General features: G+C 69.3%; 18 protein-coding genes. 10 read left to right on the top strand and 8 right to left on the bottom strand.

The window, feature by feature from the left end; genetic code table 11:
• Positions 1 to 212: hypothetical protein (locus AB0J09_RS02665; RefSeq protein WP_360683945.1), on the top strand; the 212-nt coding region annotated here is incomplete at its 5' end.
• Positions 213 to 650: 438 nt separating this feature from the next.
• A complete protein-coding gene (locus AB0J09_RS02660; protein ID WP_360683942.1) occupies positions 651 to 1,589 on the top strand; it encodes a TIM barrel protein in 939 nt (312 codons plus the stop codon).
• A 10-nt stretch (positions 1,590 to 1,599) separates the two neighbouring features.
• Here the strand turns inward: AB0J09_RS02660 and AB0J09_RS02655 are convergent, their stop codons facing one another.
• Positions 1,600 to 2,064 carry a MarR family winged helix-turn-helix transcriptional regulator gene (locus AB0J09_RS02655; protein ID WP_360683939.1) on the bottom strand — a complete coding sequence of 155 codons (465 nt, stop codon included), beginning with the start codon at positions 2,062 to 2,064 and terminating at the stop codon, positions 1,600 to 1,602.
• 60 nt (positions 2,065 to 2,124) lie between these two features.
• Between AB0J09_RS02655 and AB0J09_RS02650 the strand changes: the two genes are divergently transcribed.
• Together AB0J09_RS02650 and AB0J09_RS02645 are read left to right on the top strand one after the other, a co-directional pair.
• Positions 2,125 to 2,502, top strand: a complete 378-nt coding sequence (locus tag AB0J09_RS02650) for a cupin (protein ID WP_360683936.1) — start codon at positions 2,125 to 2,127, stop codon at positions 2,500 to 2,502.
• Between the two features lie 12 nt (positions 2,503 to 2,514).
• Positions 2,515 to 2,931 carry a cupin gene (locus AB0J09_RS02645; protein WP_360683933.1) on the top strand — a complete coding sequence of 139 codons (417 nt, stop codon included), beginning with the start codon at positions 2,515 to 2,517 and terminating at the stop codon, positions 2,929 to 2,931.
• On the opposite strand, the gene AB0J09_RS02640 is transcribed toward AB0J09_RS02645, so the two are convergent.
• Positions 2,924 to 3,799: an A/G-specific adenine glycosylase gene (locus tag AB0J09_RS02640; protein ID WP_360683930.1), complete on the bottom strand. Its 876-nt coding sequence runs from the start codon at positions 3,797 to 3,799 to the stop codon at positions 2,924 to 2,926. The two genes, AB0J09_RS02645 and AB0J09_RS02640, sit on opposite strands and share 8 nt — an antisense overlap.
• A gap of 79 nt (positions 3,800 to 3,878) precedes the next feature.
• On the opposite strand from AB0J09_RS02640, the gene AB0J09_RS02635 reads away from it, so the two are divergent.
• Positions 3,879 to 4,556, top strand: coding sequence for a hypothetical protein (locus AB0J09_RS02635; RefSeq protein WP_360683927.1), 678 nt, complete (start codon positions 3,879 to 3,881; stop codon positions 4,554 to 4,556).
• 28 nt (positions 4,557 to 4,584) lie between these two features.
• On the opposite strand, the gene AB0J09_RS02630 is transcribed toward AB0J09_RS02635, so the two are convergent.
• On the bottom strand, positions 4,585 to 5,145 hold the full coding sequence (locus tag AB0J09_RS02630; protein ID WP_360683924.1) for a dihydrofolate reductase family protein: 561 nt from the start codon (positions 5,143 to 5,145) through the stop codon (positions 4,585 to 4,587).
• A 211-nt stretch (positions 5,146 to 5,356) separates the two neighbouring features.
• On the opposite strand from AB0J09_RS02630, the gene AB0J09_RS02625 reads away from it, so the two are divergent.
• Positions 5,357 to 6,181 carry an alpha/beta hydrolase gene (locus AB0J09_RS02625; protein WP_360683921.1) on the top strand — a complete coding sequence of 275 codons (825 nt, stop codon included), beginning with the start codon at positions 5,357 to 5,359 and terminating at the stop codon, positions 6,179 to 6,181.
• A 30-nt stretch (positions 6,182 to 6,211) separates the two neighbouring features.
• On the opposite strand, the gene disA is transcribed toward AB0J09_RS02625, so the two are convergent.
• From disA to AB0J09_RS02600, 5 genes are all read right to left on the bottom strand, one after another.
• Positions 6,212 to 7,288, bottom strand: a complete 1,077-nt coding sequence (gene disA, locus AB0J09_RS02620; protein WP_360683918.1) for a DNA integrity scanning diadenylate cyclase DisA — start codon at positions 7,286 to 7,288, stop codon at positions 6,212 to 6,214.
• 40 nt (positions 7,289 to 7,328) lie between these two features.
• A complete protein-coding gene (gene radA / locus AB0J09_RS02615; protein WP_360683915.1) occupies positions 7,329 to 8,735 on the bottom strand; it encodes a DNA repair protein RadA in 1,407 nt (468 codons plus the stop codon).
• A 56-nt stretch (positions 8,736 to 8,791) separates the two neighbouring features.
• On the bottom strand, positions 8,792 to 9,097 hold the full coding sequence (gene trxA / locus AB0J09_RS02610; protein WP_360683912.1) for a thioredoxin: 306 nt from the start codon (positions 9,095 to 9,097) through the stop codon (positions 8,792 to 8,794).
• A gap of 2 nt (positions 9,098 to 9,099) precedes the next feature.
• Entirely contained in the window at positions 9,100 to 9,468 is a 369-nt protein-coding gene (locus AB0J09_RS02605; protein ID WP_360683909.1) for a MerR family transcriptional regulator, read from the bottom strand.
• 66 nt (positions 9,469 to 9,534) lie between these two features.
• The gene (locus tag AB0J09_RS02600) at positions 9,535 to 10,233 is read right to left on the bottom strand and encodes a class I SAM-dependent methyltransferase (RefSeq protein WP_360683906.1); all 699 of its coding nucleotides are present in this window, start codon (positions 10,231 to 10,233) and stop codon (positions 9,535 to 9,537) included.
• Between the two features lie 94 nt (positions 10,234 to 10,327).
• Between AB0J09_RS02600 and AB0J09_RS02595 the strand changes: the two genes are divergently transcribed.
• From AB0J09_RS02595 to AB0J09_RS02580, 4 genes are all read left to right on the top strand, one after another.
• Positions 10,328 to 11,137 carry a sugar phosphate isomerase/epimerase gene (locus AB0J09_RS02595; RefSeq protein WP_360683903.1) on the top strand — a complete coding sequence of 270 codons (810 nt, stop codon included), beginning with the start codon at positions 10,328 to 10,330 and terminating at the stop codon, positions 11,135 to 11,137.
• Between the two features lie 2 nt (positions 11,138 to 11,139).
• Complete coding sequence (locus tag AB0J09_RS02590) at positions 11,140 to 11,904, top strand: class I SAM-dependent methyltransferase (RefSeq protein ID WP_360683900.1); 765 nt, start codon at positions 11,140 to 11,142, stop codon at positions 11,902 to 11,904.
• Positions 11,901 to 12,482: a TetR family transcriptional regulator gene (locus AB0J09_RS02585; protein ID WP_360683897.1), complete on the top strand. Its 582-nt coding sequence runs from the start codon at positions 11,901 to 11,903 to the stop codon at positions 12,480 to 12,482. The genes AB0J09_RS02590 and AB0J09_RS02585 overlap by 4 nt, the downstream gene beginning before the upstream one ends.
• A gap of 138 nt (positions 12,483 to 12,620) precedes the next feature.
• Positions 12,621 to 14,726 carry a (Fe-S)-binding protein gene (locus AB0J09_RS02580; protein WP_360683894.1) on the top strand — a complete coding sequence of 702 codons (2,106 nt, stop codon included), beginning with the start codon at positions 12,621 to 12,623 and terminating at the stop codon, positions 14,724 to 14,726.
• Positions 14,727 to 14,795: the final 69 nt, after the last annotated feature.

Raw genomic sequence — 14,795 nt, 5'->3', positions numbered from 1 at the left:
TCATGGGCGCCCGTCCGCTGCGCCGTACGATCCAGCGCGAGCTCGAGGACTCGCTGTCGGAGAAGATCCTGTACGGCGAACTCCGGCCGGGCCAGGTCGTCAAGGTGACGATCGAGGGCGAGGGCGACAACGCCAAGTTCCTCTTCAAGGGCGAGTCCGCCTCCAAGGTCCCGGACTCGGCCGCCGCCATCGCAGCGCCGATCCAGCACTGACGGATCTCCGAAAGCCCCCGTGTGAGATGCCTCACACGGGGGCTTTCGCACGTTCTACGTGACGCCCAGGCTCCGCCCGCCCGCCACCACCGTCTCCTTCGAGACCCCGCTGACAGGCGGGCATGGCGGCCGTCTCGGGCCTTGTGGCGATCCCCAAGGGATTCCGGCGGTCCGCGCACTCGGGTCGTTGCGTAATTGTTGAGGTACCGGGTGTACCGCCACCACCGCGAGTAGTACTACACTGCGTAGAGCTTCGCCAAGTCTCATCCAAGCGACTCACAAGAGCGTGTTCCTAGGCTGACGCCTGCTCCCTGGGGAGTAGTGCGGAATCAACTCAGGGCGGACGCGCGGCCCATCACCGAGCAGGCATGCTCGCAAGGGCCGGAACGTCCGAGGGCGAGCGACCGGAACACAAAGAGCAAGCCGTGGAGGAAACCGATGCGCCTACGTCACGCCGACGGAACGCTCGTTCACCTCGCCTACAACGCAGGCGTCCACCCCGCTGAGGACCTGGAGAACCTGATCGCCCACCTGACCCGTTACGCCGTACCGGTGCGCAAGCGGCTGGGCGTCGAGCGCATGGGCATCGGGCTGTGGCTCTCGCCGAGCGTCGCCGACCACCTCACGGCCGACCGCATCGAGCTCGTACGGCTGCGCCGCTCCCTGGAGGAGCGCGGCCTGGAGGTCGTGAGCCTCAACGGCACCGGCGGCCGCAACCAGGAGGTCCCCGGCCCCGACTGGGCCAAGCCCGAGCGCTACCGCTACACCATGGCCCTGGCCAAGATCCTGGCGTTCCTGCTGCCGGAGGATGTGCGGTTCGGGAGCATCTCGACGATCCCGATCGGCTGGCGCCGCGACTGGCCCGCCGATCTGCACACGATCGCCACGCGCCGCCTCGAGCGCCTGGCGCGCGAGCTGCGCGGCATCTACAGCGTGACAGGCAAGACGATCAGGGTCGGGTTCGAGCCGTGGCCCGGGTGCGTGCTTGAGACGACCGAGCAGGCGCTGGAGCGGGTGTGCGGCATCGACTCCGAGCACCTGGGCGTGTGCCTGGACGCCTGCCACCTCGCCTGCGGGGCCGAGGAGCCCGGTGCGGCGCTGAAGGGCCTGGCCGAGGCCGGTGCGCCGGTGGTCAAGCTGGGGCACGTGCACAACCACACGGGGGAGACGCCGAGCACGGGTGCCGTGCTGCACGACACGCTCACGGCGATGCTGTCGGGGGCGGTCAGCGGGAGCGCGCACATCGAGGTCGAGACGCACAACCTGACCGTGCCGGGGCGCGCCAAGGGGCCTGGGGCGCTGGTGTCGCTGCTGGCCGACGAGCTGGACTGGGCCCGTACGAACCTCACCAGCCTGGGCCTCCAGCTGGCCGCCTGACCCTCCGGATTCAGAGGGTGCCGAACCAGCCGGGGGTGTCGAGGCGCCAGAGGTTGGCCGGGGTCATCCTGCGCAGGTCGGACTCCAGGGCGAGCAGGCGGTCCTCTCCGAGCTCTGAGGCCCAGCGGGCGCGCAGGGTGTCGAAGATGCGGGCCGAGCGGTTCAGGGCATCCATCCCGTACGGGGTCAGCCGGACGATCTTGCGTCTGGTGTCGTGGGGGTCGGCGGTTCTTTCCACGTAGCCCACGCGTTCCAGGGTGTCGATGGTCTTGCCCGCGGCCTGTTTGGAGACCCCGAGCGTACGCCCCAGCTCGACGGCCGTCGTGCCGTGCGGGCCGATCGCCTGCATGACGAACCCGTGCATGGGGCGCATGTCCGGATGACCCTGCCGGGCGAGCTCGGCGTGGAGTTCATCGATCAGCACCCTGAACGCGAGCAGCAGACGGAGCGGTAGTTCGAAGCCTTCGCTTGACATGATGGACAACCTGATTGACTATATAGACAACGTAGTTTCCTATCTTAGGGGGTTCACGGAGTGACTGTCGTACGTTCGGCGGAGGCGCGGCGATCGGAGACTCCCACCGGGGTCATGACGACGTTCGCCTCGCCGACGCAGGGAGGGGCCTCGCGGGCGCTGTGGCGGGTCGATGCCCGGCCCGGCGCCGAGGGGCCGGTGCACGACTTCGACAGCGAGCAGGTGTGGAGCTGGGTGGCCGGGGCGGCGACCGTGGAGCTGGGCGGTGACACGTTCAGCGTCGCCGCCGGGGACACCGTCGTCATGCCCGCCCATACGGTGCGGCGGGTCCTCGCCGACCCCGCCGCCGGTTACACCGCCATCGTCACGGCACCGGCCGGCGCGCGGGCCATGGCCGCGGACGGGGCCGACTACGGCGTCCCGCCGTGGATCGCGTGAAAGGAGATCCTGATGTCTGTTGTTCTGTCCGGTGATTCCCGTAGGACCGAGACGCCCAACGGTGTCATGACCACACTCGCCTCCCCGACGCAGGGCGGGGCGGGACAGGCAGTGTGGCGGGTGGACGCCAGGCCAGGCATGGTGGGGCCGGTGCACGCGTTCGACGCCGAGCTGGTGTGGACCTGGCTCGACGGGACCGCCGTCGTCGAGCTGGGCGGCGAGCGGGTCGAGGTCGGCGCGGGGGACACCATGGTGCTGCCCGCGAACGTGAGCAGGCAGATGTTCGCCGATCCGGTACGCGGCTTCGTGTCGATCGTGGTCGCGCCTCCCGGGGCCGAGGCCTACAACCCGGACGGGGTCTCCGACCCGGACGCGTGCGACCTCGCACCCAAGGGCACGGAGCGCACCGTGCCTCCGTGGGTCAGGTAGCCGGCAGACGGTACGTGCCGTCGTCCAGGTGCTCGGCCAGGCCGTCGGAGATGAGGCCGTCCAGGGCGCGCTCGCGTTGCACCGCGTCGTCCCACACCGCGTCGAGGGCGGCCTTGGGCACCGGACCATGGGCCGACCGCAGCACCTCAAGGAGGCGGCCGCGGCACTGGCGGTCGGTGCCCGCGTACGTCTGGCCCTTGCGCGCGGGGCCGGCGTGCGGCGGCTTGCCTGCCAGCCGCCAGGCGCACAGGTGAGTGATCGGGCAGTCGGCACAGCGCGGGGCGCGGGCCGTACAGACGAGCGCTCCCAGCTCCATCACGGCCACGCCCCAGCGGGCGGCGCCCAGTTCGGGCAGGAGAGCCTCGGCGAGCCGCCGCTCGGCCGCTGAGGTGGCCGTGGGAGGGTACTCCTCGGCGCGTACGGCTCTGGCGAAGACCCGGCGGACGTTGGTGTCCAGGACGGCGTGGCGCCCGCCGTACGCGAAGCTGGCGACCGCGGCGGCGGTGTACTCGCCGATGCCGGGCAGCGACAGCAGGGTCGCGTGGTCGGAGGGCACCTCGCCGCCGTACTCGTCGGTGATGGCCCTCGCACAGGCGTGCAGCCGGAGCGCCCTGCGCGGGTAGCCGAGCCGGCCCCAGTGGCGTACGGCCTCGCCCGGCTGCTCGGCGGCCAGCGCCTTGGGGGTGGGCCAGCGGGCCATCCAGTCGTGCCAGATGGGCAGGACGCGTACGACCGGGGTCTGCTGGAGCATGATTTCGCTCACCAGTACGCCCCACGGGGTCGCGTCGGCGGCACGCCACGGGAGGTCTCGGGCGTTGTCCTCGTACCAGTCCAGAACGGGGGCGTGTAGGAGGTTCGGCTCAACCACGCGGTCAAGCGTATTCGGAGAATGAAGCCTTCGGCGTGTCGTCACTCAACGTAGCCACTGCGGGAACCATCCTGTGCGTATGGATCCGGATACTATACGTGGCGACGGCGGTGATGTTTACTGGCGCCGCCGGATGAGCGTCCTGGTGGCGGTGCTCGTCGTAGTGGCCGTCGTGGCATGGGCGTGCTCCAGCGGGGGCAGCGGGCCAGAACGCGCGTCCAGCGCGCAGACATCACCGAGCGCTACGCCCGTCGTCGATCCGCTGCTGGCGGGGCTCCGTACGCTCGCCATGGGCACGGCCAGCCCGTCGCCGACCCCGACCACCACCCCCACGGCCACCGTGGCGGCGGCTCCCAAGCGCCCGGGCGACCCCTGCGCCAAGGAGGACCTGGTCCTCAGTCTCCAGGGGGGCAAGGAGGAGATTTACTCGGCCGGCGCCCGGCCGACGTTCATGGTGACGCTGGTGAACATCGGCCCCGTGATGTGTACGGCCGACGTCGGGCCGCGCGCCATGGAGGTCCGCATCACCTCGGGCGAGGACCGCATCTGGTCCACCGCGGACTGCGTCAGCGGGGTGGGCTCGGAGCTCAAGAAACTGCAGCGCGGGGTGCCCTACGTCCGGTCGCTGGAATGGGACCGGCACCGCTCCAGCACCGACTGCCGCGCCACCCCGGCCACCGCGCTGCCGGGGACGTACGTGGCCACGGTGCACATGGGCGAACTCCGCACCCCCAAGGGCGTCTTCCACCTCCGCTGAGCGCCGGCCGGTTCCCCTCCACGGCCGTCTAGGCCCGGTCGTAGCGCATGACCACGACGTTCGAGTCGCAGGTGCGTGACTCGACGAGCCGCAGGTTGAGCCGGTCCTCCCGGGGCAGGAACAGCGGCTTGCCGCCGCCCAGCACGACCGGGTGCACGGCGACGTGGTACTCGTCGATCAGGCCGTGATCGGTGAGCGTGGCGGCCAGCCGGGAGCCGCCGGTCAGCAGCAGGTCCTTGCCGGGCTGCCGCTTGAGCTCGGCGACCTCCTCGGCGACGTTCTCCCTGATGATGGCGGCGGCCCACTCCGTCTCGCCCAGGGTGGTCGAGAAGACGATCTTCGGGGTGCCACGCCAGATCGGCGCGTACGTCAGGACGTGCGGGTGGTCGGACATCGACTCGGCGGTCGGCCAGAAGCTCACCATGCCCTCCCACACGCCGCGCCCGTACATGAGGGTGTCGACCCGCTCGGTGAGCGCGTCGGAGTACGCCGAGAGCTCCTCGCCCATCACCGGCCAGTCGAACTCGCCCTGAGGCCCGTCGATGTGCCCGTCGACCGAGGTGTGCACCCAGTAGATGATCTTGCGCATGTCCGGCTCCTTCATGTCGGCTGTTTTCGCTTTCGTGGAGGGGTCGGAGTCGCGCGTCCGTTCTCTACGTCCAGCCGGAAGTTTTTTCGGCCGCCGGTACGTCAGGGGTGGAGCGCCTTGACGGCCGCTGCTATTGGCCGAGCAACTTACTTGTCGGCCGGTTAGTATGCAATCTACCTGACGGCCGGTAAGTACGGAAAGGATCATTGCCATGCCCATGAAGCAGGCCCACACCTTGGACGTGCCCGGCGCCCGCCTCCACTACCAGGTGCGCGGGCAAGGGCCCGCACTCCTGCTGATCCCCGGAAGCAACGGCGACGCCGACCTGTTCGACACCGTCGCGGAATTACTCGCCCCTCGTTACACCGTCATCAGCTACGACCGGCGCGGGTTCTCCAGAAGCACCCTCAACGGATCGTTCGAAGACGACGCCTGGGGCGAGACCCACGTCAACGACGCGCGTTGCCTGCTGCAGACAGTCGCGAAGGGCCCGGCGCATGTCTTCGGCAGCAGCGCGGGCGCAGTCATCGGACTCGCTCTGATCAGCCAGAGCCCCGGCCTGGTCACCGGGCTGATCGCCCACGAGCCGCCCCTGGCGGAGGTACTGACCGATGCCGCCAGGTGGCGGACGTTCTTCCAGCAGGTGTACGACACCTACCGGCGGGACGGCGCGGGCCCGGCGATGCAGATGTTCATGACCGGCATCGGCCTGGACTCACTCCAGCGACCAGCCGACATCGACCCTGACCTGATCCGCCGCCTGTCCGGCAACCTCGGCTTCTTCCTTGATCACGAAGTGCGGCAGGCGCCCGGCCATCGTCCCGATCTGGCGACCCTGGACGCTCAGCAGGAGCGGATCGTGATGGCCGGCGGCCGGGACTCCCGGCAGCACTTTCCCTACCGGGCCGGCCTTGCCCTGGCCGACCGCTGGGGGAAAAGCATGATCGATTTCCCAGGCGACCACACCGGCTACTGGTCCGACCCGGCCGGGTTCGCCACTACCCTCATCAACGTCCTGGACGGCCCGAGGACCTAGCCGCCTGTCACGCAGCCGATCCTGGGCGGTCTAGACGTAGCGCTCGAGGATGGAGGACTCGGCCAGGCGGGAGAGGCCCTCTCGGACGCTGCGGGCGCGCGACTCCCCGACTCCTCCCACCGCCTGCAGGTCGTCGATGCTGGCCGCCAGCAGCTTCTGCAGCCCGCCGAAATGGTTCACCAGGCGCTCCACCACCGTGGCCGGCAGGCGGGGGACCTTGGCCAGGAGGCGGAAGCCCCGGGGGCTGACCGGGCTGTCCAGCTTGTCCGTGCCGATGTGGCCCAGGACGTGGGCGACGGCCCCGAGGTCCAGCAGTTCGTTGCCCGACAGCTTGTCCAGGTCGTGCATCGCGTCGATCAGGCGCCTCTGGCGGCGGCCGGAGGGGGCCGGGAGGTAGTCGCGGACGACCAGCTCGCGCTCCGAGTCGACGCCCGCCACCAGCTCGTCCAACTGCAAGGACAGCAGGCGGCCGTCCGTGCCCAGCTCGACCACGTAGCCCTTGATCTCGTCGGCGATCCTGCGGACCATCTCGAGGCGCTGGGCGACCGCGGACACGTCTCTGACCGTGACCAGGTCCTCGATCTCCAGGGCCGAAAGGGTGCCCGAGACCTCGTCCAGGCGGTGTTTGTAGCGCTCGAGGGTGGCCAGGGCCTGGTTGGCCTTGGAGAGGATGACCGCCGACTCCTCCAGGACGTAGCGGATGCCGTCGAGGTAGAGGGCGATGATGCGCATCGACTTGCTGATGGCGATGATCGGCAGGCCCGTCTGCCTGGCCACGCGCTGGGCGGTGCGGTGGCGGGTGCCGGACTCGTCGGTGGGGATGGCGGGGTCGGGCACCAGGTGCACGGCGGCGCGTACGATCTTGTGGTCGTCGCTCAGCACGATGGCGCCGTCCATCTTGGCCAGCTCGCGCAGCCTGGTGGCAGAGAAGTCGACGTCGAGCTCGAAACCGCCGCTGCAGACCTCTTCGACGACCTGGTTGTAGCCGAGCACGATCAATCCGCCGGTCTGCCCGCGCAGGATCCGTTCCAGGCCGTCGCGGAGAGGTGTGCCCGGGGCCACCGCGGCCAGGGCCTCGCGACGACGGTCGTCCAGACTCCTATCCACATGACCCCCGTGTCGATCGGTCACGCCCAGCTTAGCCGCGCTATGTCACGTGTGTGAGGGCGTCCCAAACGTTCTCCGCCTGCACCACCTCGAACCCGGGTGCGAACGCCACCGGCCCCACCGGCACCAACGCGCGCTGTCCGTTGCGCCTTCGGCTGCCTTCTTCCAGGGATCCGGCGGGTACGAGTGCCCGCTTGAAGCCGAGTCTGGCCGCCTCCGTCAGCCTCCTGCGTACGTCCTTGACCGGGCGCAGCTCGCCCGCCAGGCCCACCTCGCCGAGCGCCACCAGCCCAGGAGGCAGGGGCTTGTCCCCGGCGGCGCTGGCGACGGCCAGCATGACCGACAGGTCCACGGCCGGGTCGGCCAGCTTGATGCCGCCCACGGTGGCGGTGAACACGTCGCAGCCGCCCAGCCGGGCATTGAGCCGGCGCTCCAGGACGGCGAGGATCATCTGCACGCGGTATGTGTCGAGGCCCGATGACGTGCGCCTGGGCTGCTGTGCCTCCGTGCGGGCGACCAGGGCCTGGACCTCGGCGGGGAGCGGGCGCGTGCCCTCGACGGTGACGGTGACGCAGGTGCCGGGCACCGGCTCGCTGCGCCGGGAGACGAACAGGCCACTCGGGTCGGTGATGCCCTCGATGCCCCGCTCGTGCAGGTCGAAGCAGCCGACCTCGTCGGTGGGCCCGAACCGGTTTTTGATCGCGCGGACCATGCGCAGCCTGGAGTGGCGGTCGCCCTCGAAGTTGAGCACCACGTCGACCAGGTGCTCCAGCGTGCGCGGGCCCGCGATGGAGCCCTCCTTGGTGACGTGGCCGACGAGCACGGTGGCCATGTTGCGCTCCTTGGCCAGGCGGACCAGGTTTGCGGCCACCTCTCGGACCTGCGTCACCCCGCCGGGCACGCCGGTGGCCTGCGCGGAGCCGACCGTCTGCACCGAGTCGACCACCAGCAGCCTGGGCTGGATCTTCTCCACATGGGCGACCAGGGCCGACAGCTCGGTTTCCGCGGCGAGGTAGAGGTGGTCGCGGATCGCGCCGATGCGGTCGGCGCGCAGCCGCACCTGGGCCGCCGACTCCTCGCCCGTGACATAGAGGACCGTCTCGCGCTCGGCGATGCTGGCCGCGGACTGCAACAGGAGCGTGGACTTGCCGATGCCCGGCTCGCCGGCCAGCAGCACGACCGCCCCCGGCACCAGGCCGCCGCCGAGCACCCGGTCGAGCTCGCCGACGCCGGTCGTGCGCGCGGCCGCCACCTCGGCCTTGACCTGCCCGATCGGCACGGCGGGCGCGGTGGTGGCGCCCGCCTGGACGACGTTGACGCCGGCGCGCGCGCCCTCCTCGTCGACCGTGCCCCACGCCTGGCACTCGCCGCACCTGCCCACCCATTTCGTGGTGCGCCACCCGCACTCGGCACAGCGGTATCCGGGCTTCTGGGCTGTCTTGGCCATGCGGAGCAGGCTAGCGGCACGTACTGACAATCTTCGACAGGCACGGCCCCTGTGGATTACTCGAGGCCCAGCTCCGAGACGAGCATGCGCTTGGGCTTGGCCCCGACGACCTGCTTGACCGGCTCGCCGTTCTCGAACAGCAGCAGCGTCGGAATGCCCATCACGCCGTAACGGGCCATGATCTCCGGGTTTTCGTCGGTGTTGAGCTTGCCGATGGTCAGCCCGTGCTCTGCCTCGATCTGGTCCAGCACCGGCGCCACCATGCGGCACGGCCCGCACCACTCCGCCCAGAAGTCGACCAGCACCGGCTTGTCGCTCTTGAGCACCTGCTCCTCGAAGTTCTCCGTGGTCAGCTTGATCATGTCTATCCCCTTACGAAGCAACCTGGGCATGACTGCGCGAGCTGGGTGGCCACCTCGGCGCGGCGGGCGAGCAGGACACGGATCTCCTCGTCGATCTCGTTGAGCTTGCGCTCGTAGACCTCGACCGACTCCGCGCACGAGCCGCCCGTACTGTGCCCCCGGCGCAGGCAGTCGACGAACGGCCGCGTGTCCTCCAGTGTGAAACCCACCTTGAGCAGCGCCCGGATCTCGGACACCAGCCGGACGTCGTCCTCGCTGTAGTCACGGTAGCCGTTGGCCGTGCGACGGGCTCTGAGCAGGCCGTGCTGCTCGTAGTAGCGGAGCGAGCGGGTGCTCACTCCGGTCCGTTCCGCCAGCTCTCCGATGCGCATGCCACCACGGTAAACGTTGACACTGACGTCAAAGTCAAGGCCGCCGGACGGAGTGAGGCCATGAACTCAGTAGTAACGCCACCGCAGCACGTTCGGATAGGCGAGCTCCAGGCCCGGCGTCTCGGCGATGGCCTGCTCGGCCACCTCGGGCGCGAACTCGATACGCAGCACCGCCTCGAGGTCCGCCCGCCGCTCGAAGGCCATCCTGAGGTCGAGCGGCCGCCGCTGCCACCCCTGGCGGACCCAGAACGACTCGACCTCTCGGGCGGAGTACGCCGGCACCGTGCGCGAGAACCAGCGGCCGAACGACCCGCGCGTGGCGTCGAGGTCGAGGACGAAGGCAGCGCCGCCGCGGCGTACCACGCGGGACAGTTCGCGCAGGCCGGGCTCGCAGCCGGGACCGAAGAAGTACGCCCAGCGCGCGACGGCCACGTCCACGCTCGCGTCGGGAAGGGGAAGGTTCTGGGCCGCGACGGCATGCACGGTCACGTTGGCCAGCCCGGCGCAGCGGCGGCGGGCGAGCATGGCGAGATCCTCGTGCGGCTCCACCCCGATCACGGTCGCCGCCGTGGCGGAGAGCGCGGGCAGGTGGTACCCGGTGCCGCAGCCGATGTCGAGCACCGTGCCGCCGTCCCAGGGGCGCAGCGCGCGCATCGCCTCGTCGGCCGCGCCTTCGGGATCGACGGCGCGGTTCTCCAGCTCGTAGATCTGGGGCGTGTTCCAGATGTTCGGGCTGGGGATCGCACCCTTCGCTATCCGTGGCATGCCCCAACGGTAAGCGCAGTGTGGCGAGCCGTTGGACGCGGCTCACCAAAGGGGCTTTCGCGCCAGATCGGCTTCACCGGCTTAGGCTGGCAGCGTGGCTGATGTCATCCGCGTGCCCAATGCGAAGATCGCATTGTCCACCGCCTCGGTATATCCGGAACGCACTCCTGACGCGTTCGAGCTGGCCGCGCGCCTTGGCTACGACGGCGTGGAGATCATGGTGGGCGCCGACCCGGTGAGCCAGGACATCGACGTGATCGAGCGGCTCTCCGAGCACTACCAGGTCCCTGTCCTGGCCATTCACGCGCCCTGCCTGCTGGTCACCCAGCGGGTCTGGGGCCGCGACCCCTGGGCCAAACTGGTCAAGGCGCACAAGGCGGCCGAACGCCTGGGCGCCTCGACGGTCGTGGTCCATCCGCCGTTCCGCTGGCAGCGTGACTACGCCCGGGAGTTCGAGACGGGTCTGGCCAGGATGCGTGATGAGACGGATGTCGCGTTCGCGGTCGAGAACATGTTCCCGCTCAGGGCCAGGGGCAACGACGTGGTGCCCTACTCACCCGACTGGAACCCGATCGACTACGACTTCCCCCAGGTCACGCTCGACCTGTCGCACACGGCGGTGTCGGGCTCCGACGCGATGGAGATGGCCGTCAAGCTCGGCGACAGGCTGGCCCACGTGCACCTGGCCGACGGCCTCGGCGTGACGAACAAGGACGAGCACCTCGTGCCCGGCAGGGGCAATCAGCCGTGCGCCCAGTTGCTGGAGCGCCTGGCCAACACCGCCTACTCGGGGCTGGTGGTGCTGGAGGTCAACACGCGCAAGGCGGCCAGCCGTACCGAACGGATCGACGATCTGGCGGAGGGGCTCGCGTTCGCGCGGCTGCACCTGGCGGCCTCCTCATGAACATGGGGCCGATCAAGGACCTGGCCAGGGTGTTCGACCGGGTGGCCGACGCGTACGACGCGGGCAGGCCCGGCTACCCCGACGAGCTGTACCGCGCGCTGGGCGAGGTGTCCGGCGTCGAGCTCGCCGGCGCCACCACGGTGGACGTCGGCGCGGGCACCGGCATCATGACGCGTGCGCTCAGGTCGCGCGGGTCCCACGTCATCGCGGTCGACCCGGGCGCGGAGATGCTCGCCCGCCTGGTCTCGCGTTCGGAGAGCGGTCCGCCCGCCGTCGCGGCCGTGCTGGCCGACGGCAACGCGCTTCCGCTGGCCGACGGGGTGGCCGACCTGGTGACGTACGCGCAGTCGTGGCACTGGCTCGACCCGGTGGCGTCGATCGCCGAGGCCAGGCGGGTGCTGCGGCCCGAGGGGGCCATCGTGGGCTGCTGGAACTTCAACCACGCGGCCCAGGCCGACTGGCTGGCCGCCTACGAGGCCCGCCTGGCGGAGGCCGTGCCCACTTACTACGGCCCCGCGGTCGAGCAGTGGTCGGTGCCGCCCATCGCCTCGTCCTTCGAGGTGATCGAGGAGCGCTGGATCCCCTGGACCAGGTTGGTCGGCATCGAGCACTTCCTGCTCGACCTGCGCTCACACTCCTACATGGCGGCGCTCTCGCCGGAGTCCGCCGACGAGCTGGTCGAGCGGCAGCGCGTGGAGCTGCGCGAGGAGTTCCCCGAGGGCATGCTGCCCGTGCCGATGCGGGTCTACCTGGCGGTGGGCAGGTGACCACCAAGCGCAAGCCCGGGCGCAGGCCGGGGGCGGCCGACACGCGTGGGGAGATCCTCACCGCGGCCAGGAAGGTGTTCGCGGAGAAGGGGTTCGACAAGGCCACCGTGCGTGCCATCGCCCGCGAGGCCGAGGTCGATCCCGCTCTCGTACACCACTACTTCGAGACCAAGGAGGGCATGTTCGCGGCGGCCATGCAGCTGCCGATCACTCCGGACGCCGTCATCGCGGTGCTGCTCGAAGGGCCGCGCGAGGAGATCGCCGAGCGGCTCGTAGACCTGATACTGAAGGTCACCGCCACGCCGGAGACGCGCGAGCCGATGGTGGCCCTGATCCGCTCGGCCATGACCAACGAGCAGGCGGTCACGATGTTCCGTGAGTTCATCACCAACGCGCTGCTCTACCAGGTGGCCGACCGGCTCGGCGTGCCGCACCTGCGGATCGAGGCGGCGTTCGCGCAGATGTTCGGCGTCATCATGGGGCGTTACGTGATCAAGCTGGAGCCCCTGGCCAGCGCCAGCCATGACGAGCTGGTGGAGCTGCTCGTGCCGACCATTCAGAGGTACTTGGCCGTCTAGAGCATTGTTCTGCATAACCCGGTGACCATAGGGTATGTCGCGTATTCCGGAAATATTACCCGCGGGTAGGATTCTCGGGAGATACCCGCGAAGCGGGTGACCGTACGCTGACAGCCAACGTCGTCTGTGGGAGGACCCGTGGTCTGGGTAGCCATCATCGGGCTTTTGATGACCGTCCTGGCGGTGGCCGTCGCGGGCCGCAGGGTGCTGTTCCTGTTCAAGCTCGCGACAGTGGGGCCTCCCGCGCCCGAGCGGATCGAGTACGCCAAGACCCATGCCACGGACGAGCTCAAGGCGCAGCTCGTCGAGGTGTTCGGGCAGAAGAAGCTGCTGAAGTGGACGCCGTCGGGCACCGCGCACTTCTTCGTCATGTGGGCGTTCTTCATCCTGCTCACCGTCTACATCGAGGCGTACGGCGCGATCATCCAGGGCGCGATCACCGGCACGCCCGACTTCCACATCCCGCTGATCGGCACGTGGGGTGTGCTCGGCTTCCTGCAGGACTTCATCGCGGTCGCGTGTGTGCTCGGCCTGATCGCGTTCGCCGTGATCCGGATCAAGAACTCGCCCAAGACGCTCGGCCGCACCTCCCGCTTCTCCGGCTCGCACCTGGGTGGCGCGTGGCTCGTCCTGTTCATGATCTTCAACATCATCTGGACGCTGTTCCTCGCCCGTGGCGCGGCGGCCGCCAACGGCAACTTCCCCTACTTCTCCGGGGCGTTCGTCTCGCTGGGGCTGGGGAACGTGCTGCCGCAGAGCGCGCTGCTGGAGGAGATCGCGCTGCTGCTGCACATCGGCTTCATGCTGGTGTTCCTGGTCATCGTGGTGAACTCCAAGCACCTGCACATCTTCACCGCGCCGCTCAACGTGCTCTTCTCGCGCCGCCCCGACGGCCTGGGCGGCGCGCCCGAGATGCGCGTGGACGGCAAGGTGGTCGACTTCGAGGACGAGGACCTCGACCCGGAGAGGCTCGGGCGCGGCAAGATCGCCGACACCACGTGGAAGGGCTTCCTGGACTTCTACTCCTGTACGGAGTGCGGCCGCTGCCAGTCGCAGTGCCCGGCGTGGAACACCGACAAGCCGCTGTCGCCGAAGATGCTCATCCTCGACCAGCGTGACCACGCCTTCCAGGTTGCCCCTTACCTGCTGGCGGCCTCGCAGGGCGTCGAGCACAAGGACACCGACGTGCTGGCGCTGCTGGAGAAGCCGCTGGTCGGCGAGGACGGCGTGATCCACCCTGACGTGCTCTGGTCGTGCACCAACTGCGGCGCCTGCGTCGAGCAGTGCCCGGTGGACATCGAGCACATCGACCACATCCTCGACATGCGCCGCTACCAGGTGATGGTGGAGTCGTCGTTCCCGTCCGAGGCGGGAGTGATGGTGAAGAACCTGGAGAACAAGGGCAACCCGTGGGGCATGTCCGAGATGAAGCGGGCGGACTGGGTCGCCGAGCTCGACTTCGAGGTCGAGGTCGTCGACGAGAAGATGCCCGAGGACACCGAGTACCTGTTCTGGGTGGGCTGCGCGGGCGCGCTCGAAGACCGGGCCAAGAAGACCACCAAGGCCGTGGCGGAGCTGCTGCACATCGCGGGCGTGAAGTTCGCGGTGCTCGGCCCGATGGAGGCGTGCACCGGCGACCCGGCCCGGCGCCTGGGCATGGAGTACCTGTTCAACATGCTGGCCCAGCAGAACATCGAGACGCTCAACGAGGCCGGGGTCAAGAAGATCGTCGCCACCTGCCCGCACTGCTTCAACACCCTGGCCAACGAGTACCCGCAGCTGGGCGGCATGTACGAGGTGGTGCACCACACCCAGCTGCTGTCGAAGCTCGTGGACGAGGGGCTGCTCACCCCGATCACGCCGATCGAGGAGAAGATCACCTACCACGACCCGTGCTTCCTCGGCCGCCACAACAAGGTCTACTCCCAGCCCCGCGACATCATGTCGAAGGTGCCGGGCGTCCAGACCCAGGAGATGCACCGCCACAAGGACCGCGGCTTCTGCTGCGGCGCCGGCGGCGCGCGCATGTGGATGGAGGAGCGCATCGGCAAGCGCATCAACACCGAGCGCGTGGACGAGGCCCTGACCACCAACCCCGACACCGTCTCCACCGCCTGCCCGTTCTGCATGGTGATGCTCGGCGACGCGATCAACGAGAAGAAGAACAACGGCGAGGCCAAGGAGTCCCTCGAAGTCGTGGACGTGGCCCAGCTGTTGATCAAGTCGGTCAAGGGCGCTTCCTGACCGTCAGCTGTCGGACTCCCTCACCGCTGCTGTGGGGGATCTCCCACGTCAGCGAGCCAAGTGTCCGTA

This window comes from Nonomuraea sp. NPDC049784 (genome assembly GCF_040659615.1).
Classification (GTDB): Bacteria; Actinomycetota; Actinomycetes; order Streptosporangiales; family Streptosporangiaceae; genus Nonomuraea.
Note: the sequence above shows the minus strand (reverse complement) of the source record. Positions and strands in the feature narration are given on the sequence as shown.

Coding starts and splice junctions, on each gene's coding strand:
- radA (WP_360683915.1), bottom strand. CDS start 8,735: ATGGCCAAGACAGCCCAGAAGCCCGGATACCGCTGTGCCGAGTGCGGG.
- AB0J09_RS02590 (WP_360683900.1), top strand. CDS start 11,140: ATGGGGCCGATCAAGGACCTGGCCAGGGTGTTCGACCGGGTGGCCGAC.
- trxA (WP_360683912.1), bottom strand. CDS start 9,097: ATGATCAAGCTGACCACGGAGAACTTCGAGGAGCAGGTGCTCAAGAGC.
- AB0J09_RS02605 (WP_360683909.1), bottom strand. CDS start 9,468: ATGCGCATCGGAGAGCTGGCGGAACGGACCGGAGTGAGCACCCGCTCG.
- AB0J09_RS02660 (WP_360683942.1), top strand. CDS start 651: ATGCGCCTACGTCACGCCGACGGAACGCTCGTTCACCTCGCCTACAAC.
- AB0J09_RS02635 (WP_360683927.1), top strand. CDS start 3,879: ATGGATCCGGATACTATACGTGGCGACGGCGGTGATGTTTACTGGCGC.
- AB0J09_RS02630 (WP_360683924.1), bottom strand. CDS start 5,145: ATGCGCAAGATCATCTACTGGGTGCACACCTCGGTCGACGGGCACATC.
- AB0J09_RS02655 (WP_360683939.1), bottom strand. CDS start 2,064: ATGTCAAGCGAAGGCTTCGAACTACCGCTCCGTCTGCTGCTCGCGTTC.
- AB0J09_RS02625 (WP_360683921.1), top strand. CDS start 5,357: ATGCCCATGAAGCAGGCCCACACCTTGGACGTGCCCGGCGCCCGCCTC.
- AB0J09_RS02600 (WP_360683906.1), bottom strand. CDS start 10,233: ATGCCACGGATAGCGAAGGGTGCGATCCCCAGCCCGAACATCTGGAAC.
- AB0J09_RS02645 (WP_360683933.1), top strand. CDS start 2,515: ATGTCTGTTGTTCTGTCCGGTGATTCCCGTAGGACCGAGACGCCCAAC.